Origin of the sequence: Corynebacterium sp. HMSC036D02 (genome assembly GCF_001836165.1) — a bacterium.
Classification (GTDB): domain Bacteria; phylum Actinomycetota; class Actinomycetes; order Mycobacteriales; family Mycobacteriaceae; genus Corynebacterium.
This window is the reverse complement of the sequence record NZ_KV827705.1, coordinates 1-23,545: the sequence shown is the minus strand read 5'-3', so window position 1 is coordinate 23,545 and position 23,545 is coordinate 1. Positions and strand designations below refer to the sequence as shown.

Below are 23,545 nucleotides of genomic sequence, written 5' to 3'. Positions count from 1 at the left end.
CGATTTGCATGTTAGGCGGGAGTTCGTAGTAAAGTACATAACCGCACTCAAGAGTGCTTGCCAGGTTGCCCGAGCGGCCAAAGGGAGCGGACTGTAAATCCGCCGGCTTTCGCCTTCAGAAGTTCGAATCTTCTACCTGGCACAGAATAAATCCCGCAGACGCGATGATGAGTCTGCGGGATTTTTCGATCTCCGGGTGACTCAGGGTCTAATCCAAGGAGAACAGCTCTCGCTGGAAATCCGTGGGGTTCTTCAACCGCTCAGCCTTGGGCAACGGCCCCGGCAGGGTGGTGCCTTCAGCGAAGGGAGCACCCGGCAGGTGATCGCGGCCGTGGGGCTGTGCCAAGCCATTAAGGTCGGGACCGGCCGGTACGACTTGGGTGGGATTAATTTCGCGGTGGACGATGTAGTAGTGCTGCTTGATCTCGGTGAAGTCGGTGGTATCGCCGAAACCGGGGAGCTGGAATAGCTCGCGCAAGTAGCCATAAACGTTCGGCATCTCGCTGATTTTGTTCCGGTTGGTCTTGAAGTGGCCGTGGTAGACAGCGTCAAAGCGGATCAAGGTGGTGTATGCCCGGATATCGGTCTCCGTGATGTGCTCACCCATGATGAAGCGGCGGTGGGCTAGCCGCTCCTCCAGCCAGTCGAGGACCTCGAAGACATCCGCATAGGCCTCTTCATAAGCCTCCTGGGATGCGGAGAATCCCGCGCGATACACGCCGTTGTTGAGCTTCCTGAAGATGAAGTCGTTGATTTCCTCCATCTCCTCCTGCTGCTCGGATGGCGGCAGCAGGTTGGGTGCGCCTTCTCGCTGGAACTCGGTCCACTCTGTCTGAAAGTCCCGCACCATGGAGTTGAAGTCGTTGGTCACGACCTTGCCGCTGGATTCTTCCACAATGGCTGGCACCGTGATGCCCCGCGGGTACTCAGGGAAGCGCGCGAAATACGCATCCTGCAGGCGGGGGATGCGCAGGACGGGATCGAGTCCGTCGGGGTCGAGATCGAAAGTCCAGGAGCGCTTGTCGTGGGTCGGGCCTGCCAAGCCTAAGGAGATGACATCCTCCAGTCCCAACAAACGCCGAACGATGACCGCGCGGTGCGCCCACGGGCAAGCGCGCGCGGCGATGAGACGGTAGCGGTGGGGTTGCACCGGCCAGTGCAGGGCTTCTCCACCCTCGTTATTGGCGGGCTGGGGCTCATCGCTGGTGATGGAGGCGAGAATGCGATCGCCGATGTAGTTGGTATCCCGCTTGAATTCGCCCTCCATCGAGGCATTCTGGGCGTCCCCGGCCCAGTCCTTCGATGGTTCTTTGTGGATGGCAGTAGTCATTTTTCCTCCCTGTAGCCGGAAAAGTATTTGATACGTCAACAATAGCTGGATTTGGCATACAGGTGGCAAGAGGTGGATTGCCGCGAGTGTGACGAAGGGGTTGTTAGGGATGGATTTACGTGATTAAAAGCTCCTAAAAACCAATGGTGTACTGGCGATTTGTGTTGTTTAAGCGTTTCGGGTTAATCTTTTCAAGGCTTCAACGAGAGCACAGCGGAGAAACTCCGTGACTCTAAGAGGCTGTGCCCCCTTAGCTCAGTCGGCAGAGCGTTTCCATGGTAAGGAAAAGGTCGACAGTTCGATTCTGTCAGGGGGCTCCATTCATGTTTCTGGAGGCTTTCAGAAAGTGAATATGGCGGTGTAGCTCAGTGGTAGAGCAAGCGACTCATAATCGCTGTGTCGCGAGTTCAATTCTCGCCATCGCTACCGGGAAAGAAAAGCGCCCGCGCACGGGCGCTTTTTCATTACCGACTCCCAGCCTTATACGGCACGTGGTTTTCATGGGGAATCACCGTTCTGGTAGGGTTGTGCGTTGTCCCAAAAGGGCACGCAAAGGGGCGTGGCGCAATTGGTAGCGCAACGGTCTCCAAAACCGTAGGTTGCAGGTTCGAGTCCTGTCGCCCCTGCCACATCACTTCCAAGGAGGGAATCGCCGTGAGCGATGAAAAGCAGCCGAGCACCGGGGCCCCGCGCCCAACCGGCAAGCGTCAGCTCTCTGGCGCAGCGACCACCTCTACCGATTCCTACACCGACAAGCGCGTTGTGCGCGTCGAGGATAAGAAGGAAGATTCTTTCGGCGGATCTGTCGGCTCCTTCCCGGGTGAAGTTGCTTCCGAGCTGAAGAAGGTTGTCTGGCCTACCGGCAAGGAAATGCTGCAGTATGTTCTGGTGACCTTCGCGTTCCTTATTGTCCTTACCGCCCTAGTGTGGGGCGTGGACACGCTGACTGGCCTCGGAGTTGAAGCAATCCTCGCGCCTTAGTACACTAATCTCATACTTTCATCCCGCCGCCTTCCCGCTAGCTTGACTAGGGGAAACGGCGGGATACTTTTTGCCCTAGTCCCGCCGAGTACCCTGGTGGGGGACTAGAAGAATGAACACCAATTTGGAGTAGCAGACAATGAGCGAAGAAAACACTGGCACCTCCCTCGAGCAGGCCATGATCGATAACGTCCAGGAACAGGCCGCTGAAGCGGTCGAGGCTACTGAGGAATCCCAGCAGCCGCAGGAGGAACTGTCCGCCGAGGAGAAGGAAGCTGCCGAAAAGGAAGCTGCTACCAAGGCCGCTGAGGCTGCTCTCGGTGGCGTCACGGATGAGGCTGAAGGCGAGGGTGCGGGGGAGGCGTCGGCAAGCGCTGAGGCAGACGCCGCCGCTGCCGCAGACGCCGAGTACAAGTCCCGCCTGCGCGCCTTTACCCGCGAGCTGAAGAAGCAGCCGGGCCAGTGGTACATCATCCAGTGCTACTCCGGTTATGAGAACAAGGTGAAGACCAACCTCGACATGCGCGCCCAGACCCTCGAGGTGGAGGATTCCATCTTTGAGGTCGTTGTGCCGGTCGAGCAGGTCCTGGAGAAGAAGGACGGCAAGAAGAAGGTGGTGAAGCGCAAGCTGCTGCCGGGCTACGTGTTGGTGCGCATGGAGCTTAACGACGCTGCCTGGTCCGTCGTCCGCGATACCCCGGGCGTGACCTCCTTCGTGGGCAATGAGGGCAACGCGACCCCGGTGAAGATCCGCGACGTGGCTAAGTTCCTCATGCCGAACGATCCGACGGTCTCTCCGGAGGACTCCGCAGCAGACTCCGAAGGCGAGCAGGTTGTGGCCATGCCGGAGAAGGAGGCCGCCAAGGCCTACGCGCACGACTTCGAAGTGGGCGAGGCCGTCACCATCCTGTCCGGCCCGCTGGCTTCTGTTTCCGCCACCATCTCCGAAATCGACCCGGAGACCGGCAAGATGCAGGGCCTGGTGTCCATCTTCGGCCGCGAAACCCCGGTGGAGCTGTCCCCGACGGAGATCGAGCGCATCTCCTAAAAGCGATTTTGAGCTGGGCGCACGGTGTTCTAAACTTGAACGCCGTGCGCTTTTGCGCATCTTGAAACGTTCATCCTCCGGTGGCCCACAATGCGTGAGCATCCGGACGGGGCGCTGTTATTCATCGTGGCAGCACTCCGGTACCACAGGAAAGAGGTAATTCGATGGCTCCCAAGAAGAAGGTCACTGGCCTGATCAAGCTCCAGATCGAGGCAGGCGCTGCTAACCCGGCTCCGCCGGTCGGCCCGGCACTCGGTGCCCACGGCGTCAACATCATGGAGTTCTGCAAGGCCTACAACGCTGCGACCGAGTCCCAGCGCGGCAACGTCGTGCCGGTAGAAATCACCGTCTACGAGGACCGCTCCTTCGACTTCAAGCTGAAGACCCCGCCGGCAGCGAAGCTCCTGCTCAAGGCCGCTGGCATCAAGAAGGGCTCCGGCGTTCCGCACACCGACAAGGTCGGTTCCGTGACCTGGGATCAGTGCAAGGAGATTGCACAGACCAAGTTTGAGGACCTCAACGCTCGTGACATCGAGAACGGCGCCCGCATCATCGCTGGTACCGCTCGCTCCATGGGCATCACTGTTGACGGCGTCCCGGCTAAGTAATAATTCGATTTAATGCGCGATACGTTCTGTATCGCGCGTGGCAGGGCCAGCTTCGGCCCGCTAACACCACATCAATCCAAGAAAAGGAATTGCACTTATGAGCACCAAGTCCAAGGCATACAAGGCTGCCGCTGAGCTGGTAGACCGCTCCCGTCAGTACCGTCCGATCGAGGCCGCCAAGCTGGCTAAGGAGACCTCCTCCAAGAACTTCGACGCTACTGTCGACGTTGTCTTCCGCCTGGGCGTTGACCCGCGTAAGGCTGACCAGCTGGTTCGCGGCACTGTCTCCCTGCCGCACGGCACTGGTAAGGACGTCCGCGTGGCCGTCTTCGCTGAGGGCGACAACGCTGAGGCCGCTAAGGCTGCTGGCGCTGACATCGTCGGCACTGAAGAGCTGATCGCTGCCATCAACGAGGGCAACATCGACTTCGACGTTGCTATCGCCACCCCGGATCAGATGGCCAAGGTTGGCCGCGTTGCCCGCGTGCTGGGCCCGCGTGGTCTCATGCCGAACCCGAAGACCGGCACCGTGACCGCTGACGTGACCAAGGCTGTTGCTGACGTCAAGGGCGGTAAGATTTCCTTCCGCGTGGACAAGGCTTCCAACCTGCACGCCATCATCGGCAAGGCTTCCTTCGACGCTGAGAAGCTGGCAGAGAACTACGGCGCGCTGTACGACGAGATCATTCGTCTGAAGCCGTCCTCCGCCAAGGGCGTCTACGCCAAGAAGATCACCATCTCCACCACCTCCGGCCCGGGCATCCCGGTCGATGCTTCCGTGGAGAAGAATTACACCGACTAATTGATGTCTGTGTTAACGGCGTAAAGGCCTCGGCTCATTCGTGAGCCGGGGCCTTTTCCTATGCTTCACCTGCGCTTGGCTGCAGAGCACTACGCGCATCTTCGCGAAACGGATTACATTCTTTGTTCTTCTTGTAACTCGCAACGTCTGCGTGCCTCCATCGACGTGCTAGAGGCATCGGACAAATGGTGTCTGATAAAAGGCATCAGTCATAAGGCGTTTTCACGGCGGAAAACGCCTTTTACTCATTGCAGATGGCGTTTTAGACCCAAAGACGCCTTTTACCAGATGCCTGTAGTCAGATGCCTTTTGTAGGACGCCCTCCTGACTTAGGTCAATTCAGTACGGAAGTATCCCATCTCACCGCCGAATAACACTAGGTAGCAGCGGTAGGAGTGGCGTTGTTCATCCGCCCATGGCCTCAATCGGAAAGCCTTCGTATATGCAGGTTAAGCGACTGGGTTTCACTGACAGGTAATTGGCAGTAAAGTGCGATGGCCTTATAAGGAAAGTGCTGCATACTAATTCTTGTGCGTTTGAGAGAGGCGCATGAGAGATAGAGAGAACACCCTGAGTCTTGCAGGGCGGGCGGCGTGAGAAACCGTCTGATAGACAAGACCCCTTACAACGCGGGTTCCGGATTTCACCGGGACCCGCGTTGTGCTGTGTGTCCCAAGTCAGGTGCTCCACGCCGTGGACTTAAGCGGAGATACATCAGGCCTAGGGCAAACGCGGACGCTGGATGTAGATGGTTCTAGTCAAAAGGTTTTCTTGGGGGCAAACAAACCATCTGGGGTAGCGAGGAAGGTTCGTTTGGGGGCAAGTGAACCTTCTGACTGAAACCTCTTGACGGGAACCTTCTGGTGGGAACCATGTGGAAGCGCACCGAGTTATACACCGGCTATCCACTGCCGGTTAAAAGGATTAGATGCATGCGAAGTCCGCTTTAAGGCCGCGGCTTGCCTTTCATCCAGTACACGGACCAGATGACATCCTCGCGCGGTACACCCCAGTCATGCACGGCTATCGAGCGCACTGCTTTCGCCAGGTCCCCTTCGCCGGACACCCACACCGAATCCGGCGCTGTATCCGCGGAGAAACGGGAACTAAGAAGCTGAACGGCGCGTGCGCTGTGTTCGTCGTGTGGAGCGACAATCATGGTGAGCGAGCGAACCTTTCCGCGCCACGTCTTTTCAAAGCCGTCTTCAATTTCATCGTCGTCCGCAATCATGGCAACGACGTCGACGCTGTCCAAGGTTTCCGGTGAAGAGGCTTCGTAGTGCTCCAGGATGTGCCACAGTGCTGGAAGAGCGGAGGCGTCCGCGAGTAGCAACTGTGACTTCTTAGGGGCCTGCCACCGTGCTTGCCCGGTATAAAGTCCAGCGGTATCCCCGGGTTGGGCCTTAAGGATCCACCGCGAGCCCGGGCCATTATCGCCATGGGTCACCACATCGACATCGATGGTGCAGGTTTTATGGTTGAGCCTGCGAATTGTGTACCACCGCAATGCCGGGCGGACGTCGTCGGGCAATCCAGTGGCGGCGGCGCGCACATTGGCATCCTCTACTGGGAAGGGGAAAAACTCCTGCCCGTCCTGGGGCATGAGGAGGCCAAAATACTCATCAGGCCCGGCTAGGGGGTAGGAGCCGAAGGCGGGCGAGTGAAAAGTAAGGCGGTGCAGCCGCGGCTTGAGGCGGGTGTTCCCCGTGAGGGTGACGGGTAATAAGCGGTGATTCGTCAAAGGAATTGTTCCTAGGTATAAGGGAAATTTGAATCCATGATAAAGCAGAGGTTAGGCTAGCCTCAAATAGGTTAGGGGTGCGAACGCTTGTCCGCTCGTTCCCATTGAAGGAAAGGTTTATTCCATGGTTGCTATCCATCGGCGCGCGAAAGCCGTGCTCGCGATTGTCTCGGCGGCAGCGATTGCTCTGACGGGGTGCTCGCGCGGAAGCGGCGAGGACAACGGCGCTGCAGGCAGTGCTGAGGAGGTGCGGGTTGCCAGCCTGGGGCTGGGTGACGCCGATACCGTACTCGCACTCGGAATCACTCCCGTTGCTGTGGCGCCGTGGGGTTCGCAAGGCGACGGCGATGGCTCCGGAGTTGGCCCGTGGGCGAAGGAGCTTTTGGGAGATGCACAGCCCGAGGTCATCTATAACACCGCTTCCGGTTTCACGGCCGAGGTTCTTGAACAGGTCACTGCCTCGGATCCCACGCAGATCATCGCCGTGAACCAGGCAGTGGACCAGGAGGCAAAGAAATCCCTCGAGGATATCGCCCCGCTGACCGTGAAGCCAGAAGGTTTCGAGGACTGGCAGATCCCCTGGGAGGAGCAGGTCAAGACCATCGCCGCTGCTGTGGATAAGGAAGAGGAGGGCGAGAAGCTCATTGACCAAGCGGAGGACGCCTTTGAGCAGTTCAGGGACTCCCACCCGGAGCTGGAGGGCAAGCGAGCAGCCATCGTCATGCCCTATGACGGGAAGCTGGGTCTCTACACGGCAGAAGACGGCCGCGGCCAGTTCATTGAGAACCTGGGCTTTGAGATCCCACAGGAACTGCAGGGCGATGGTTCCAGCTTCTTCGTGGACTACGCACCAGAAAACTACTCCCAGCTCAACGACGTGGACTACCTGTTCGTCTTGGACTACAACGGCGCGGCCGATGAGCTGAAGAAGGATTCCACGTTCCAAGGCCTAGACGTTGTTAAGGATGGTCGCGTTCGCTACCTGGACACGGACACCGGTAATGCGATGAGCATGCCGAACCCGCTGACTATTCCGTGGGCCGTCGACAAGTTCGAAGAGAAGCTCTAAGTGCTCGCGCTACCGAGGAAGGCTGACGCTATCCACGGTGCTGCGGGTGCGCGCCACGGTGGCACGGCAGTCGCGCTGGATTCGAGGGGGAGAAGCCGTGCACTGCTCACCATGGCCCTAGTGGTGTCGACCCTCCTCCTTCTACTGTGCTCATTGGCGGTGGGCTCGAGGGCTATCCCGTTGCCTGATCTGTTTTCTGCCCTCCTCCGCGGAGGCGAAGCAGATATCGAGAATATCGTGTGGGATTTGCGTATCCCCCGCACGTTCGTGGCCTACTTCGCGGGAGCAGCAATCGCGGTATCGGGTGTTATCGCTCAGTCTTGGACTAGAAATCCCCTGGCCGATCCGGGCTTCATTGGTATTACTGCGGGAGCTTCGTTCCTGGTTGCCCTCGGCACGGCGCTAGGTATCGCCACCTCAACCGGTATGCGGACCGCGCTCGCCCTCGTAGGCGCCGGCCTGGCCACAGCATTAGTGCTGGGTGTATCCCGGCGGTTTCAGGATCCCCTGACGCTGGTCCTAGTGGGCGCAGGAGTTGCTGCTGCCTTGAGTTCTGGCGCCATGCTGATCGGCCTGTACTCCACGGATGTCCTCGACAGCATGCGCCGGTGGACCATCGGCTCTACGTTTGGGCGGGGACCAGAGGATGTCGCCATCGCAGGTGCCGGATTGCTCATCGGGTTTATCATCGCCGCACGCGTGGCGCGACCGCTCGATCTTCTGGCAATGGGGGAGGAATCCTCGGTTGCTCTAGGCGGTTCTCCCACGCTGGCGCGGCGCGGCGCTGCCTTGAGCATCGTTGTTCTAGCAGGATGCGCAACTGCGGCAACAGGTCCCATTGCCTTCGTCGGGTTTGCCATCCCCCATCTGCTGCGCCGGTTTACGGGGCCAGAAGTTACCGCGATGATTGCTCCTGCCGCGTTGCTCGGTGGTTGCTCCGTGCTCGCTGCGGATATTCTGGGCCGCCTCATCGCGGGCCCCTCTGAGCTGGAGATGTCCATCGTCTTGGCCTTTGTGGGCGCACCATTTCTCATTTGGGCCGTACACCGTGGGGAGCACAAGCTATGAATGGGCGGGTGAAGGGGGACGTCGCCAAGCATCTGCGTTCCCAAGAGCGGCAGCGCCGGGCATGGATGTGGGGAGCCACCTGTTTCTTTGTTGTGGTCGCGGCAAGCTCCTATGTCCTCCTGCTGGGACAGGGCCCTGTGGCCTTGAGCCCGGGGCAGGTTCTCGAGATTCTCAACGGCGGGGGAAGCCGAAGCGAGATTCGGGTTGTCTGGGACCTGCGCATGCCCGTAGCGCTAGCGACCCTCATCGTGGGTGCCGCGCTCGGACTAGCGGGGTCATGGACGCAATCAATGTCGCGCAATCCGTTGGCCTCGCCTGACATTCTTGGCGTGACTGGCGGCGCGTCCGTCATGGTGGTCCTCGGAACGGTGTTCTCTCGGCCGCTGCTTGCCGACGGGCTCTCCATGTTCTGGTGGCGGGCCGGACTCGCGCTGCTGGGAGCCGTGCTGGCAGCCATCCTGCTGGTGGCGCTTGGGGGAATCGGCACGAGCAACCGCATCGTCATCGTCGGAATCGCGCTCTCCTTGTTGTTCCAAGCGCTGGTGGCGTATCTCTTGCGCGCAGCCGAGCTCCTCCGCGCGGCGCAATCCCAGCTGTGGCTGGCGGGAACCACGGGCTTTGTGCGGATGGAGGTCATTCTCCCTTTGCTTGTGGGGTTGACTCCTTTCGTGGTGCTTGGCCTGTGGTGCGCTCGGGAGTTGCCGCTCCTTGCACACGATGATCTTTCGGCCCTTTCCCTCGGGGTCAACATCACGCGAACACGCGCGCTGCTGCTGGTGGCAGCTACGGGTATCTGCGCGGTGACCGTGTCCGTGGCCGGTCCCATTGGTTTCATCGCGCTTCTGGCCCCGCATGTAGGGCGCATTGTTGCTCGGACGCCCACGCCTGTGCCGCTGGTTTCGTGTGCCGCTGGCGCTGCCTTGTTGAGCGCATGCGCTGTCATTGCTGGGGCGTTGCCGATGGACGCTCCGGTGGGTGCCGTCTCCTCCATCATCGGAGGGTGCGCCCTGGTCATCTTGGTGTGGAATGCCGCGCGGCGGAGAGGATAAAAGCTAGTGAAAGACAGAGTAATTACGGCCGCCGGTATTCATGCCGGCTATAAGGACGGGGAAGACATCCTGTCGGGCGTTGACTTGGTGGCCCGTCCGGGCGAAATCACCACGCTCATTGGGCCGAATGGCTGCGGCAAGTCCACGTTGCTGAAGACCTTGTCTAAGATTCTTCGCCCGCGCCAGGGGAGCGTGCACATCGGCGAGTTGGACGTGCACGCCATGAGCCCGAAAGAAGCAGCAGCCCACGTGGCGCTCCTTCCGCAGCAGCCGACGGCGCCGGATGGGCTGCGAGTGGGAGAGCTCGTCGCACGGGGCCGATACCCGCACCTGGGCCGCGGTCGGGGCCTATCCGCGAAGGACCGCGACATCATCGCGCAGGCCTGCGTGGAGACTGGCATTACGGACTTCATCGACCGTGATATCGCGGCGCTCTCGGGCGGCCAGCGCCAGCGGGTCTGGCTCGCGCTGGCCTTGGCGCAGGACACGCCAGTGCTGCTTCTCGACGAACCCACAACCTTCCTTGATCCAGCCCATGCCATCAGCGTTTTGCAGCTCGTGCGCAAGCAAGCCGACGCCGGGAAAACGGTCGTCGTCGTGCTGCATGATCTTATGTTGGCCGGCCAGTACTCCGACACCATGGTGGTCATGAACAACGGCGAGGTTCTCGCGCAGGGGAGTCCTCGCCAGGCGTTGCGGAAAGAGGTGCTGGCAGCCGCCTATGGCATCGACGTCGAGATCTGGGAGGACCCGCGCAGCGACGCCCCCGTCATCGTTCCGCGTGGGGTGCTCAGTGACTAGAAGTGACTAGAAATGCTCATACACGAGGCTGAGTAGGACACTCCCAGTGGAGCGATTTGGAGTTGTGGCAGGTCGGGTTGTAAAGTACCTAGCGAAGTTTGAACGGCCCCTGAGGCCGAGTCAAAGTTCACCGAAGACCGTCGGTCATCCGGACACCCGGATCGAAGGTTCCTCATCCTAGAGGGCGGCCCACGCAGGAGACACTTTGCGAATAAGCGCGGATTTCCGCGCGCGCCCTGTGCTCTTGCACGGGGCTTTTGTTATTTCGGTTGTCCATCGGGCAAGCGGAGTAGGGAAGGCCCCGGCGGAAAACACAAGAGATGTTTCGAAAGGAGGCGAAGTAGAAAATGGCAAACCCGAAGAACACCGCAGACCTGGCGGCACTGAAGGAAAAGCTCGAGGGTGCAAACTCCATCGTGCTTACCGAGTACCGTGGCCTGACCGTGGGTCAGCTCCAGGAGCTGCGTAACAACCTCGGCTTTGACGTTGAGTACTCCGTCGCCAAGAACACCCTTTTCAAGATCGCTGCCAACGAAGCTGGCATCGAGGGTCTTGACGAGCAGCTGACTGGCCCGACCGCTATTGCGTTCATCAAGGGCGAGGCAGTGGATGCTGCGAAGGTCATCACCAAGTTCGCTGATGACAACAAGGCACTCGTTATCAAGGGTGGCTACATGGACGGCAACGCTCTGTCTGCCGACCAGGTTGAGGCCATCGCCAAGCTGGACAACCGCGAGACCACCCTCGCAAAGCTGGCTGGCGCCATGAAGGGTTCTATGGCAAAGGCTGCCGCCGTATTCAACGCTCCTGCAACCAAGATGGTCCGCACCGCTGCGGCCCTGCAGGACAAGAAGGCTGCGGAAGCTTAAGACGCCAACTACAGGCGCACAACTTAAACACACACACTTATCTGGCTGCCTAGCGCGGCCAGGAACAATGAGAAAGGATGCCAATCATGGCTAAGCTCACCAAGGACGAGCTCATTGAAGCTTTCAAGGAAATGACCCTCATCGAGCTCTCCGAGTTCGTTAAGGAGTTCGAGGAGGTCTTCGACGTTGAGGCCGCTGCTCCGGTTGCTGCTGTTGCTGCTGGTGCCCCGGCTGCCGGCGGTGCCGCTGAGGAAGAGAAGACCGAGTTCGACGTCGTTCTGACCGACGCTGGCGCTAAGAAGATCGGCGTTATTAAGGCTGTCCGCGAGATCGTCTCCGGCCTGGGCCTGAAGGAAGCTAAGGAGCTCGTTGAGGGTGCTCCGAAGGCTATCCTCGAGGGTGCTTCCAAGGATGACGCTGAGGCTGCTAAGGCTAAGCTCGAAGAGGCTGGCGCTTCCGTCGAGCTCAAGTAATTCACCTGAATTACTCAGCTTTCCCGCACAGCACACTCGCTGCGCACCAACAACCCCGTTCCGCTTGTGGCGGTGCGGGGTTGTTCCCGTTTTGATGGGGATGGGCTGTAGAATGAGCCACCATGCTGCCCAAGTCCCGCATCTTCTCCGTCCTCCTGCTTGGCCTCGGCGTTGCGCTGCTCGCTGCCGGCTTGGCGGCGTCGAGCTTCTTGAGCTTTAGTCCGCGCCTGCCGCTGGATATCAAGGACACCACGTGGACGATGCAGGATGAGAACGCCACCGCGCAAGCGCTGTCCGCGGAGGGTGCTTCGCAGTACGAGGGGCCGATGACCTATCAGCTCAACATGGACATCCAGGATCCGGCGGACAAGGAGACCGCAACGCTGCGAGTGGGGGAGTCCGCCATCCGCGGCGGCACGGGCAACGTGGAGGACTTGAGCTTTGCGCGTGTGTGGAATTATCCCGTCGATCGCCTCAGCGGTGAGGCCACGGGCCCGGCGGCGCTCTCCCACACCATGGGCTCGCCCACGGCGGAGGTTCCCGTCGAAGGCTACTGGCTGAAGCTGCCTGCCGATGCCGAGCAGACCACCTACCCGGTCTTTGACCCTGTGCTGCGTAAGGCAGCAGACGCCGTCTTCGAGGAATCTCTCGACATCGATGGCCGCACGGTCTACCGCTACCGCCAGGAGATTGAGCCCACCAACGTGGCTACCCTCTACGCAGGTAACACGACCACCACCCTGAGCAACGAGGATGGCTCCACTGAACAGGGCTACCTCTTCCACGCCGCAACGCGGGATCTTTACGTGGACCAGGCCACCGGACTGGTCGTGGGCATGGGCATTGATGTGCGGGACTACTGGGCTGACCGTGAAGGCAACGAGCGTGAGGTGCAGTTCGCGTTTCAAGGCGCTACCGATGAGGAAGCCCGCGCGGAGTTGCTCCAGCAAGCAGAGCGCTTCCCGCGGAGTGCTGTGGGGCAGTGGCTGCGCTGGGGTGGCGTCGGAGTCGGCGCGCTTCTGGTGCTGCTCGGAGCGCTGGGAGCTTTCCGTCGTCCCACGAGCCGTCACGCCCGCTAGCCGCGCGTGCTAGAGGCCCGCGCGAGCGGATCTGTGTAGCGACACGCCAATAGCGCGTTTCGCCTTTACAAGGCCGCCATTATGCTATAGGCTATTTCGTTGCGCTGGAATCTGGATCTTTAGTGCACATTTAGCCTTTCGAGCGGTGATGGTAAAACCGACTTGACAAGGTGGTTTTGTGCATTCTAAACCCAGTCATTCCACAGCAGACCGAATGCTAAATCTACCAGCGGTTTTGCACCTCACCGGCCAGGGTGGGGCCGCAATCCGCCAGAGGTACTGGAAGGACCCATCTTGGCAGTCTCCCGCCAGACCAAGTCAGTGGCCAACATCCCTGGAGCCCCGAAGCGATACTCCTTCGCTAAAATCAGCGAGCCTATCGCTGTCCCGGGTCTCCTCGATCTACAACTCGATTCTTACGCGTGGCTCATCGGCACCCCCGAGTGGCGCGAGCGCGAGCAGGCAGAGCGCGGCGAAGACGCACGCGTGACGAGCGGCCTTGAGGATATCCTCGAGGAGCTTTCTCCGATCCAGGATTACTCGGGCAACATGTCCCTGTCCCTGTCGGAGCCTCGCTTCGAGCCGGTGAAGAACACCGTGGACGAGTGCAAAGAGAAGGACATCAACTACTCGGCGCCACTGTACGTCACCGCAGAATTCATCAATAACGACACCCAGGAAATTAAGTCCCAGACCGTCTTCATCGGCGATTTCCCGATGATGACCGAGAAGGGCACCTTCATCGTCAACGGCACCGAGCGCGTTATCGTCTCGCAGCTCGTGCGTTCCCCGGGTGTCTACTTCGACCAGACCATCGACAAGTCCACCGAGCGCCCGCTGCACTCCGTGAAGGTCATTCCTTCCCGCGGTGCATGGTTGGAGTTTGACGTCGACAAGCGCGACACCGTTGGCGTTCGTATCGACCGCAAGCGCCGCCAGCCGGTGACCGTGCTGCTCAAGGCCCTGGGTTGGTCCGAGGAGCAGATCAAGGAGCGCTTCGGCTTCTCCGAGCTCATGATGTCCACGCTCGAGTCCGATGGCGTGGCCAACACCGATGAGGCTCTGCTGGAGATCTACCGCAAGCAGCGCCCGGGCGAGCAGCCCACGCGCGACCTCGCGCAGGCACTGCTGGATAACTCCTTCTTCCGCGCCAAGCGCTATGACCTGGCCAAGGTGGGCCGCTACAAGGTCAACCGCAAGCTCGGCCTAGGCGGAGACCACGATGGTCTGATGACCCTGACCGAGGAAGACATTGCCGTCACCCTCGAGTACCTCGTGCGCCTGCACGCCGGCGAGCGTGAGATGAAGGCCCCGAACGGTGAGATGATCTCCATCCACACCGACGACATCGACCACTTTGGTAACCGTCGTCTGCGCACCGTCGGCGAGCTCATCCAGAACCAGGTCCGCGTGGGCCTGTCCCGCATGGAGCGCGTCGTCCGCGAGCGCATGACCACCCAGGACGCGGAGTCGATTACCCCGACCTCCCTGATCAACGTTCGCCCGGTTTCTGCTGCCATCCGCGAGTTCTTCGGTACCTCCCAGCTCTCGCAGTTCATGGACCAGAACAACTCCCTGTCCGGCCTGACCCACAAGCGCCGCCTGTCTGCGCTGGGCCCGGGCGGTCTGTCCCGTGAGCGCGCCGGCATTGAGGTGCGAGACGTTCACGCTTCGCACTACGGCCGCATGTGCCCGATTGAAACGCCGGAAGGCCCGAACATTGGCCTGATCGGCTCGCTGGCTTCCTACGCTCGCGTGAACGCTTTCGGCTTCATCGAGACCCCGTACCGCAAGGTTGTGGACGGCAAGGTGACCGACCAGGTGGAGTACCTCACCGCCGATGAAGAGGATCGCTACGCCATCGCGCAGGCCGAGGTGGAGAAGGATGCCGACGGCACCCTGACCGGCGACCGCATCGAGGTCCGCCTCAAGGACGGCGATATCGGCGTGACCGACGCTGCCGGCGTTGACTACGTCGACGTTTCCCCGCGCCAGATGGTGTCTGTGGCTACCGCCATGATTCCGTTCCTTGAGCACGACGATGCTAACCGTGCCCTCATGGGCGCGAACATGCAGCGCCAGGCCGTGCCGCTGGTTCGCTCCGAGGCCCCGTACGTGGGCACCGGTATGGAGCAGCGTGCTGCTTATGACGCTGGTGACCTCATCATCACCCCGAAGGCGGGCGTAGTGGAGAACGTCACCGCGGACCTCATCACCATCATGGATGACGAGGGCCAGCGCGATACCTACATGCTGCGCAAGTTCGAGCGCACCAACCAGAACACCAACTACAACCAGACCCCGCTGGTTTCCCTGGGTGAGCGCGTCGAGGCGGGCCAGGTGCTTGCCGACGGCCCCGGTACCCACAACGGTGAGATGTCCCTCGGCCGCAACCTGCTGGTTGCCTTCATGCCGTGGGAAGGCCACAACTACGAGGACGCCATCATCCTCAACCAGCGCATCGTGGAGGAGGACATCCTCACCTCGATCCACATCGAGGAGCACGAGATCGATGCCCGCGATACCAAGCTGGGCCCAGAGGAGATCACCCGTGAGATCCCGAACGTCTCCGATGACGTTCTGCGTGACCTCGACGAGCGCGGCATCGTCCGCATTGGTGCCGACGTCCGCGCGGGCGACATCCTCGTCGGTAAGGTCACCCCGAAGGGTGAGACCGAGCTGACCCCGGAGGAGCGCCTGCTGCGCGCCATCTTCGGTGAGAAGGCCCGCGAGGTCCGCGATACCTCCATGAAGGTGCCGCACGGTGAGACCGGTAAGGTCATCGGCGTCTCCCGCTTCTCCCGCGAGGATGATGACGACCTGGCCCCGGGCGTCAACGAGATGATCCGCGTCTACGTGGCTCAGAAGCGCAAGATCCAGGATGGCGATAAGCTCGCCGGCCGCCACGGTAACAAGGGCGTTGTGGGCAAGATTCTCCCGCCGGAGGATATGCCCTTCATGGAGGATGGCACCCCGGTGGACATCATCCTTAACACCCACGGTGTGCCGCGTCGTATGAACATCGGCCAGGTTCTCGAGGTTCACCTCGGCTGGCTGGCACACGCCGGTTGGAAGATCGACACTGAGGACCCGGCCAACGCCGAGCTGCTCAAGACCCTGCCGGAAGAGCTTTACGACGTCCCGCCGGAGTCCCTCACCGCAACACCGGTCTTCGACGGTGCCACCAACGAGGAGATCTCCCGCCTGCTGGCTTCCTCCAAGCCGAACCGCGATGGCGACGTCATGGTGGATGAGCACGGTAAGGCCCGCCTCTTCGACGGCCGCTCCGGCGAGCCGTACATGTACCCGGTTTCCGTCGGTTACATGTACATGCTCAAGCTGCACCACCTCGTCGACGAGAAGATCCACGCCCGCTCCACCGGCCCGTACTCCATGATTACCCAGCAGCCGCTGGGTGGTAAGGCACAGTTCGGTGGCCAGCGCTTCGGTGAGATGGAGGTGTGGGCAATGCAGGCATACGGCGCTGCCTACACCCTGCAGGAGCTTCTGACCATCAAGTCCGATGACGTGGTCGGCCGCGTCAAGGTCTACGAGGCCATTGTCAAGGGTGACAACATCCCGGATCCGGGCATCCCGGAGTCCTTCAAGGTTCTCCTCAAGGAGCTGCAGTCCCTCTGCCTGAACGTGGAGGTTCTCTCCACTGACGGCACCCCGATGGAACTGTCTGGCTCCGACGATGACGACATGGACGGCGCTCCGTCCCTGGGCATTAACCTGTCCCGCGACGAGCGCTCCGACGCAGACATCGCCTAGCTTCTTGGTCCGCCGCTTATCAAGGCGGCGGGCATAACGAAACACCACCTACATACAAAGCCATCAACTTCCCCCCTGACGGGGGATGAAAGGGAGACATTACGTGTTTGACGTAAATCTCTTCGACGAGCTCCGCATCGGGCTGGCCACCGCAGAGGACATCCGTCGCTGGTCCAAGGGCGAGGTCAAGAAACCCGAAACCATTAACTACCGCACCTTGAAGCCGGAGAAGGACGGCCTCTTCTGTGAGCGCATCTTCGGCCCGACCCGTGACTGGGAGTGCGCCTGCGGTAAGTACAAGCGCGTGCGCTACAAGGGCATCATCTGTGAGCGCTGTGGCGTCGAGGTGACCAAGTCCAAGGTGCGTCGTGAGCGCATGGGCCACATCGAGCTGGCCGCGCCGGTTACCCACATCTGGTACTTCAAGGGCGTTCCTTCCCGCCTGGGCTACCTGCTGGACCTGGCTCCGAAGGATCTTGAGCGCATCATTTACTTCGCCGCCAACATCATCACCTCCGTTGACGAGGAAGCTCGCCACAATGACCAGTCCACTCTGGAAGCAGAAATGCTGCTGGAGAAGAAGGACGTGGAGGATGACGTCGAGGCAGAGATCGCTGAGCGCGCTGCCAAGCTCGAGCAGGATCTGGCCGAGCTGGAGGCTGCCGGCGCTAAGGCCGACGCCCGCCGCAAGGTTCAGAACGCTGCCGATAAGGAGATGCAGCACATCCGCGAGCGCGGTGAGCGCGAGGTCGCTCGCCTCGACGAAATCTGGAACACCTTCATCAAGCTGGCTCCGAAGCAGATGATCATCGATGAGACCATCTACGAAGAGTTGGTTGACCGCTACGAGGATTACTTCACCGGCGGCATGGGTGCAGAGGCTATTCAGACCCTCATCCGCAACTTCGACCTCGAGGCTGAGGCCGAGGAGCTCAAGGAGATCATCAACAACGGCAAGGGCCAGAAGAAGATGCGTGCCCTCAAGCGCCTGAAGGTTGTTGCAGCCTTCCTGCGCTCGGGCAACGACCCGGCCGGCATGGTCCTGGATGCTATCCCGGTGATCCCACCGGAGCTGCGCCCGATGGTGCAGCTGGACGGTGGCCGCTTCGCCACTTCCGACCTCAACGACCTCTACCGTCGCGTGATCAACCGCAACAACCGCCTCAAGCGCATGATCGACCTCGGTGCTCCCGAGATCATCGTGAACAACGAGAAGCGCATGCTGCAGGAGTCTGTTGACGCGCTCTTCGACAACGGCCGCCGCGGTCGTCCGGTCACTGGCCCGGGTAATCGCCCGCTGAAGTCCCTGTCTGACCTGCTCAAGGGTAAGCAGGGCCGCTTCCGCCAGAACCTGCTGGGTAAGCGCGTGGACTACTCCGGCCGTTCCGTGATTATCGTCGGCCCGCAGCTCAAGCTGCACGAGTGTGGTCTGCCGAAGCTTATGGCTCTGGAGCTGTTCAAGCCCTTCGTCATGAAGCGCCTGGTGGAAAACGACTACGCACAGAACATCAAGTCCGCTAAGCGCATGGTGGAGCGCCAGCGCCCTGAGGTATGGGACGTCCTCGAAGAGGCCATTTCCGAGCACCCGGTGATGCTGAACCGTGCACCTACCCTGCACCGCCTGGGTATCCAGGCCTTCGAGCCGAAGCTGGTCGAAGGTAAGGCCATCCAGCTGCACCCGCTGGCTTGTGAGGCTTTCAACGCCGACTTCGACGGTGACCAGATGGCAGTCCACCTGCCGCTGTCCGCTGAGGCACAGGCTGAGGCCCGTGTGCTGATGCTGGCTTCCAACAACATCCTGTCCCCGGCCTCCGGTAAGCCGCTGGCTATGCCGCGCCTGGATATGGTTACCGGCCTGTATTACCTCACCATGGACAAGGGCGAGGACGAGATCGGTGGCGCGGGAGCTTACGCTCCCGCAGACGAAAACGGACCGGCCCAGGGCGTGTACTCCTCCTACGCGGAGGCCATCATGGCCCGTGACCGCGGCGTTCTGGGCCTGCAGGCCCCGATCAAGGTGCGCATCTCCCACCTGCGCCCGCCGTCAGACATCGAGGCAGAGCAGTTCCCGGATGGTTGGCAGAAGGGCCAGGCATGGCTCGCTGAGACCACCCTGGGCCGCATCATGTTCAATGACCTGCTGCCGTGGAACTACCCGTACCTTGAGGGCGTCATGGTCCGTAAGGGCGGCGCCGGCAACAAGATGCTGCTTGGTGATGTCATTAATGACCTCGCCGCGAAGTACCCGATGATCACCGTTGCCCAGGTTCTGGACAAGATGAAGGACGCTGGCTTCTACTGGGCCACCCGTTCCGGCGTGACCATCACCATGGATGACGTGCTGGTCCTCCCGAACAAGCACGAGGTGCTCGAGTCCTACGAGAAGGAAGCCGAGCGCATCGAGCGTAAGTACTGGGAGCAGGGTGCTCTTACTGAGCGCGAGCGTTACGACCGCCTGGTTGAGCTGTGGAAGGACGCCACGGACACCGTGGGTAACGCCGTCGAGGAGCTGTACCCCGACGACAACCCGATTCCGATGATCGTGAAGTCCGGTGCTGCCGGTAACATGCGTCAGATCTGGACCCTGGCCGGCATGAAGGGCATGGTTGTGAACTCCAAGGGTGACTACATCACCCGTCCGATTAAGACCTCCTTCCGTGAAGGCCTGTCGGTTCTGGAGTACTTCAACAACTCGCACGGTTCCCGTAAGGGCCTGGCGGATACCGCTCTGCGTACCGCTGACTCCGGCTACCTCACCCGTCGTCTGGTGGACGTGGCGCAGGACGTCATCGTCCGCGAGGAGGACTGTGGCACCCGTCAGGGCGTGCGCGTCCCGCTCGGCGTCGAGGTTGCCCCTGGCTCCTACGACCTGCACGAGCTGTGGGAAACCTCCGCATCCGGCCGCGTCGTGGCTAACGACGTCAAGGATGAAAACGGTGAGGTTATCGCCGAGGCCGGCGCCGACCTGACTGAGGAGCTCAGCCGCAAGATCGTCAATGCTGGCGTTCTGGAGATCAAGGTCCGCTCCGTGCTGACCTGCCAGACCCCGGCTGGTGTCTGTGCCAAGTGCTACGGCAAGTCCATGGCCTCCGGCAAGCTCGTCGATATCGGCGAGGCAGTCGGCATCGTGGCCGCACAGTCCATTGGTGAGCCGGGTACCCAGCTGACCATGCGTACCTTCCACCAGGGTGGTGTCGGTGGCGATATTACCGGCGGTCTGCCGCGTGTTCAGGAGCTCTTCGAGGCCCGTAACCCGAAGAACCGCGCTCCTATCGCTTCCGTCGACGGCACCGTGTCCCTGTCCGATGAGGGCAACTTCTGGACGCTGACCATCACTCCCGATGACGGTTCCGACAATGTTGTCTACGAGAAGCTGTCGAAGCGCCAGGGCCTGGCTCAGGTCCGCCGCCCGATGGAGTCCAACCCGGACGCCATGATCGAGCGCTCGCTTCGCGACGGTGACCACGTCACCACCGGTGACCGCCTCATGCGCGGTGCGGCTGACCCGCACGACGTGCTGGAGGTCCTCGGCCGCCGCGGTGTGGAGAAGCACCTCATCGACGAGGTTCAGGCCGTCTACCGTGCACAGGGTGTGGCCATCCACGACAAGCACATCGAGATCATCATCCGTCAGATGCTGCGTCGCGGTACCGTCATTGACGCTGGTACCACCGACCTGCTGCCGGGCAACCTCATTGACCTCTCTGAGGCCAAGCAGGTCAACGCCGCTCAGGTTGCTGAGGGCGGCCAGCCGGCACAGCTGCGCAGTGAGATCATGGGTATCACCAAGGCCTCGCTGGCTACGGAGTCCTGGCTGTCTGCGGCCTCCTTCCAGGAGACCACGCGTGTGCTTACCGACGCCGCCATCAACAAGCGCTCCGATCAGCTCATTGGTCTGAAGGAGAACGTCATCATCGGTAAGCTGATCCCGGCCGGTACGGGTATTTCCCGCTACCGCAACATCAGCGTGAAGCCGACTGAGGCCGCACGCAATGCTGCGTACTCCATCCCGACCTACGGTGATTCCATCTACGGCGACGATGGCTTCGGTGAGTTCACCGGCGCTTCCGTCCCGCTGGAAGAGGACTACACCTTCTAGGACCTAGTCCTTAGCCCCTTAACGGCAAAGGGAAACCAAGACCCGCACTTCACCCACCACACTGGTGGGGAAGAGGTGCGGGTCTTTGTTTGCGTGCAACTCTATTTGGCTTTGCTTAGAATAGTGCCTACGACGCAGTAGACCCCCGCACTCCTGTCAAGAAGGGCCTAACCTATGACCCACGCCAACAAGAGCCTCAAGGATACGAATTCATCCACGACTGTGATTGCAGAAAAGACAAAGGCGTGGACTGGTATTGACGCCCTCGTGGTCTTGGGTTTCGCCCTCATGGGTGCATTGTTGCTGTGGGGCAAAGCCGCTGTCTTTCACCGAGCGGCGACGGGGGAGGGCATTCCCCTCGGTTGGAACAACCTTATGGCTCTGCTCTCTGCGTTATGGGTGCTGCAGTTCATGGGAGCCCTGTGCGCGGCCTTGACCACCCGCAAGCCGGGTGCGGCGTTCGTGGGGTATGTCATGACCGTCATTTTGTGCCGTGCGCTGGTTGGGAGCTTTGAGCAGCTGAGCTGGCCAACAATCCTCCTCACCGCCCTGGCGATGGAGGCAGCCTTTCTCGCCTTCAAATACAAGCGCTTCACCATTCTTACCGGCGCACTGTCCGGCGCTGCCGCGGTGGTCGTTACCGGAATCGCAACCTTCACCACCCACGACCTCGCTCCAGGGACTGCCGCGCTCCAATTCCGCGCCGAAGTCATTCAGCTACTCGTCACCGTTGTGACCGTGGCGCCGGTGTCCTACCTTCTTGCCATGGCGGTGCGGTCGGCGTTCTATAAAATTTCTTAGATTCAACCTCAGGTTGATACCCCCGTCAAGCCCTCTCCATGGGGACCTTGATGGGGGTAACTTTTGTGCGGCCCAAATTACGAACCTAAATAAACCTGTGAACGTTATGAACATGGGAACCGACTGTGGCCTGCAGCTTTACAGAGTTCTACCTACGGAAACTCCGTGACATGCATGGACACCGTTAACCGCCGACGAAATTAGCCCTTGCGGAGAGTGGCGGGGGGGGGTAACGTCTCAGCTTGAGTCCAGTCTGCCTTCAGGAACGCTTAAGAGGCTTCGAAATCTGACCTAGGGCAGCAGTTGACCCATTCCCTAATTGTTCTCATGAAAGGATTCTTCATGAATTTGAAGAGTTTCAACGGTTCCGCTCGTCGTCGCGGTACGACGATTGCAGCCGCCGCGCTCTCTGTCGCGATGGTTGCGCCCTTCGTTCACCCAATCGCATCCCCACAGGCCGCAGCAGTGGCTCAGGCTCAGGAGTCTACCGCGCCTGCTTCCAACAACAATGCGATTGAGGCAGATGCCATTGCGAACGGGTACATTGGTTCTGCCACCGACATGACAAATGCAAAGTCAACGTTGTCTGGTCGCGCCTACATTGATGATGGCTCCGGATTCAGCCCGACCGATGCTGGCAACCTCCCGGTTCCGGAAGGAACCACTGTTTACATGCAGTGGATTGATACGGATGGTGCGGTTTCCCCGGTATACTCTGCTAAGACCTCCGATCAGCTGAGCAGTGACAAGACCTCTCAGGCGGGACCGGGTGCGTATGCATTCGATCTGCGCGAGCCGTGGACGGACGCGCACGGTAAAGAGCACACCTATACTGCTAGTAATAACCAGCGTTACAGGCTTTGGATCAACCCCTTCACTGATGAGCGCAACGGTGCGACAGTTGTTCCTTTCCGGCAAGTTGGTGGATTCTTCCCTGGCGCATTCAGGAACTCTGCCGGAGCATCACAGCAGGGCGCATTTAACCTTATCGGTACAAATATGCAGCGTACGGCAGTGCTCATGCAGAATGAGGGGGATACCTCTTATATGCATAAGCCAAAGGCGGAGTGGGTAGAGGATACCGAGGAAACCCTGTCGAGCCAGGCAACCAACCTCAACATGAAGAACCATGTGGGTGGGCGTGTTTGGCTCGAGACCCGTGATATTCGCGTGGATGGGCCGGATATGACTGGTAGCGACGTTGCTGCTGCCGGTTACAACGTGGTGATGAGTGTTCTCACGCCAGAGGGCATCGGAGAATATGCGGCAAAGGTTGAGACTCTTCCGCTGGCGCAACAGCAGGCTGCCGCAAAGCAGCTGCTAGAGGAGCACCCAGAGTACATTGCAGAAACGGTAACCACCAAGGTTGGTGAGGATGGTTACTACTCTGTCAAGTTCTCGGATGGGAAGCTGACGAACGAGTCGAAGAAATACCTCTACGCCCATGTAGAGTCTCCAGATGGTAAGCCTATGATCGGCTACTCAGGTTGGCGTCTGCCTCTGTACCAGAGCCCAACGGCAAACGGCGGGCGTAACCCCAACCCAATTGCCGCACAAAACCTGGTTGCTAACCCAATGTGGTACAACGTGAATTTTGCACTGGTACCTAGGCATAACGTGTCACTGGATATCACCAACTATGACATGACTGAGAACCCTGCTCGCGCAGGCGACACGCCGGTTTTGGACGTCAAGGGGCCGTTCCCTGTAACTCCTAACAAGATCGTTTGGAAGAAGAACGGCAAAGAGTTCAAGACCTGTGAGGGCATCACTTCTGAGGCAGAGGCTAATAAGTGTGTATTTGTCGTTCCTGAGGACGCGGTTAAGGGCGATGTTTTCACTGCTGAGTTTGTCACCGGCGATGATACGGTGATTGCTGCTGACTCTTTCGTGGTAACGGATAAGCCTTATGCTGAAGAACTCGAGCCGAAGTATGAGGACACGAAGGTTGTT

The 23,545-nt window shown here is 60.2% G+C and carries 16 protein-coding genes, 4 tRNA genes and 1 pseudogene; 19 read left to right on the top strand and 2 right to left on the bottom strand.

Annotated features, from left to right (window positions below):
• Positions 1 to 59: 59 nt before the first annotated feature.
• A tRNA-Tyr gene (locus HMPREF2743_RS10150) sits at positions 60 to 142 on the top strand.
• A gap of 66 nt (positions 143 to 208) precedes the next feature.
• Here the strand turns inward: HMPREF2743_RS10150 and HMPREF2743_RS10145 are convergent.
• Positions 209 to 1,330, bottom strand: a complete 1,122-nt coding sequence (locus tag HMPREF2743_RS10145; protein ID WP_070818751.1) for a glutathione S-transferase C-terminal domain-containing protein — start codon at positions 1,328 to 1,330, stop codon at positions 209 to 211.
• A 244-nt stretch (positions 1,331 to 1,574) separates the two neighbouring features.
• Here HMPREF2743_RS10145 and HMPREF2743_RS10140 point away from each other — a divergent pair.
• The 7 genes from HMPREF2743_RS10140 (at position 1,575) to rplA (ending at position 4,769) form a co-directional block, all read left to right on the top strand.
• Positions 1,575 to 1,650, top strand: a tRNA-Thr gene (locus HMPREF2743_RS10140).
• 34 nt (positions 1,651 to 1,684) lie between these two features.
• A tRNA-Met gene (locus tag HMPREF2743_RS10135) sits at positions 1,685 to 1,756 on the top strand.
• A 127-nt stretch (positions 1,757 to 1,883) separates the two neighbouring features.
• Positions 1,884 to 1,959 (top strand) — tRNA-Trp (locus tag HMPREF2743_RS10130).
• A 25-nt stretch (positions 1,960 to 1,984) separates the two neighbouring features.
• On the top strand, positions 1,985 to 2,311 hold the full coding sequence (secE, locus tag HMPREF2743_RS10125) for a preprotein translocase subunit SecE (RefSeq protein WP_070624551.1): 327 nt from the start codon (positions 1,985 to 1,987) through the stop codon (positions 2,309 to 2,311).
• A gap of 139 nt (positions 2,312 to 2,450) precedes the next feature.
• On the top strand, positions 2,451 to 3,359 hold the full coding sequence (nusG, locus tag HMPREF2743_RS10120; RefSeq protein ID WP_070818750.1) for a transcription termination/antitermination protein NusG: 909 nt from the start codon (positions 2,451 to 2,453) through the stop codon (positions 3,357 to 3,359).
• 164 nt (positions 3,360 to 3,523) lie between these two features.
• A complete protein-coding gene (gene rplK / locus HMPREF2743_RS10115) occupies positions 3,524 to 3,967 on the top strand; it encodes a 50S ribosomal protein L11 (protein WP_010189723.1) in 444 nt (147 codons plus the stop codon).
• Positions 3,968 to 4,064: 97 nt separating this feature from the next.
• The gene (gene rplA / locus HMPREF2743_RS10110) at positions 4,065 to 4,769 is read left to right on the top strand and encodes a 50S ribosomal protein L1 (RefSeq protein WP_070744475.1); all 705 of its coding nucleotides are present in this window, start codon (positions 4,065 to 4,067) and stop codon (positions 4,767 to 4,769) included.
• Between the two features lie 946 nt (positions 4,770 to 5,715).
• On the opposite strand, the gene HMPREF2743_RS10105 is transcribed toward rplA, so the two are convergent.
• Positions 5,716 to 6,510, bottom strand: a complete 795-nt coding sequence (locus HMPREF2743_RS10105; protein WP_070526012.1) for a siderophore-interacting protein — start codon at positions 6,508 to 6,510, stop codon at positions 5,716 to 5,718.
• A gap of 124 nt (positions 6,511 to 6,634) precedes the next feature.
• Between HMPREF2743_RS10105 and HMPREF2743_RS10100 the strand changes: the two genes are divergently transcribed.
• The 11 genes and pseudogenes from HMPREF2743_RS10100 to HMPREF2743_RS10050 all read left to right on the top strand — a co-directional run.
• Positions 6,635 to 7,579, top strand: a complete 945-nt coding sequence (locus tag HMPREF2743_RS10100; protein ID WP_070624550.1) for an ABC transporter substrate-binding protein — start codon at positions 6,635 to 6,637, stop codon at positions 7,577 to 7,579.
• Entirely contained in the window at positions 7,580 to 8,647 is a 1,068-nt protein-coding gene (locus tag HMPREF2743_RS10095; protein WP_070624549.1) for a FecCD family ABC transporter permease, read from the top strand.
• Positions 8,644 to 9,696, top strand: a complete 1,053-nt coding sequence (locus HMPREF2743_RS10090) for a FecCD family ABC transporter permease (RefSeq protein ID WP_070624548.1) — start codon at positions 8,644 to 8,646, stop codon at positions 9,694 to 9,696. Before HMPREF2743_RS10095 ends, HMPREF2743_RS10090 begins: the two co-directional genes overlap by 4 nt.
• A 6-nt stretch (positions 9,697 to 9,702) precedes the next feature.
• A complete protein-coding gene (locus tag HMPREF2743_RS10085) occupies positions 9,703 to 10,497 on the top strand; it encodes an ABC transporter ATP-binding protein (protein WP_070818749.1) in 795 nt (264 codons plus the stop codon).
• 347 nt (positions 10,498 to 10,844) lie between these two features.
• Positions 10,845 to 11,366 (top strand): 50S ribosomal protein L10, encoded by a 522-nt coding sequence (rplJ, locus tag HMPREF2743_RS10080; RefSeq protein ID WP_070624546.1) that lies wholly within the window; start codon positions 10,845 to 10,847, stop codon positions 11,364 to 11,366.
• An 86-nt stretch (positions 11,367 to 11,452) separates the two neighbouring features.
• Positions 11,453 to 11,839 (top strand): 50S ribosomal protein L7/L12, encoded by a 387-nt coding sequence (gene rplL / locus HMPREF2743_RS10075; protein ID WP_010189710.1) that lies wholly within the window; start codon positions 11,453 to 11,455, stop codon positions 11,837 to 11,839.
• Between the two features lie 122 nt (positions 11,840 to 11,961).
• Positions 11,962 to 12,918: a cell envelope lipid trafficking protein PgfA gene (locus HMPREF2743_RS10070; RefSeq protein ID WP_070526000.1), complete on the top strand. Its 957-nt coding sequence runs from the start codon at positions 11,962 to 11,964 to the stop codon at positions 12,916 to 12,918.
• Positions 12,919 to 13,212: 294 nt separating this feature from the next.
• Entirely contained in the window at positions 13,213 to 16,692 is a 3,480-nt protein-coding gene (locus HMPREF2743_RS10065; protein ID WP_070818748.1) for a DNA-directed RNA polymerase subunit beta, read from the top strand.
• A gap of 103 nt (positions 16,693 to 16,795) precedes the next feature.
• The gene (locus HMPREF2743_RS10060; protein WP_070818747.1) at positions 16,796 to 20,791 is read left to right on the top strand and encodes a DNA-directed RNA polymerase subunit beta'; all 3,996 of its coding nucleotides are present in this window, start codon (positions 16,796 to 16,798) and stop codon (positions 20,789 to 20,791) included.
• Positions 20,792 to 20,965: 174 nt separating this feature from the next.
• A complete protein-coding gene (locus HMPREF2743_RS10055) occupies positions 20,966 to 21,592 on the top strand; it encodes an ECF transporter S component (protein WP_070525994.1) in 627 nt (208 codons plus the stop codon).
• 342 nt (positions 21,593 to 21,934) lie between these two features.
• Positions 21,935 to 23,545: pseudogene (locus HMPREF2743_RS10050) on the top strand (adhesin); the annotation flags it as partial.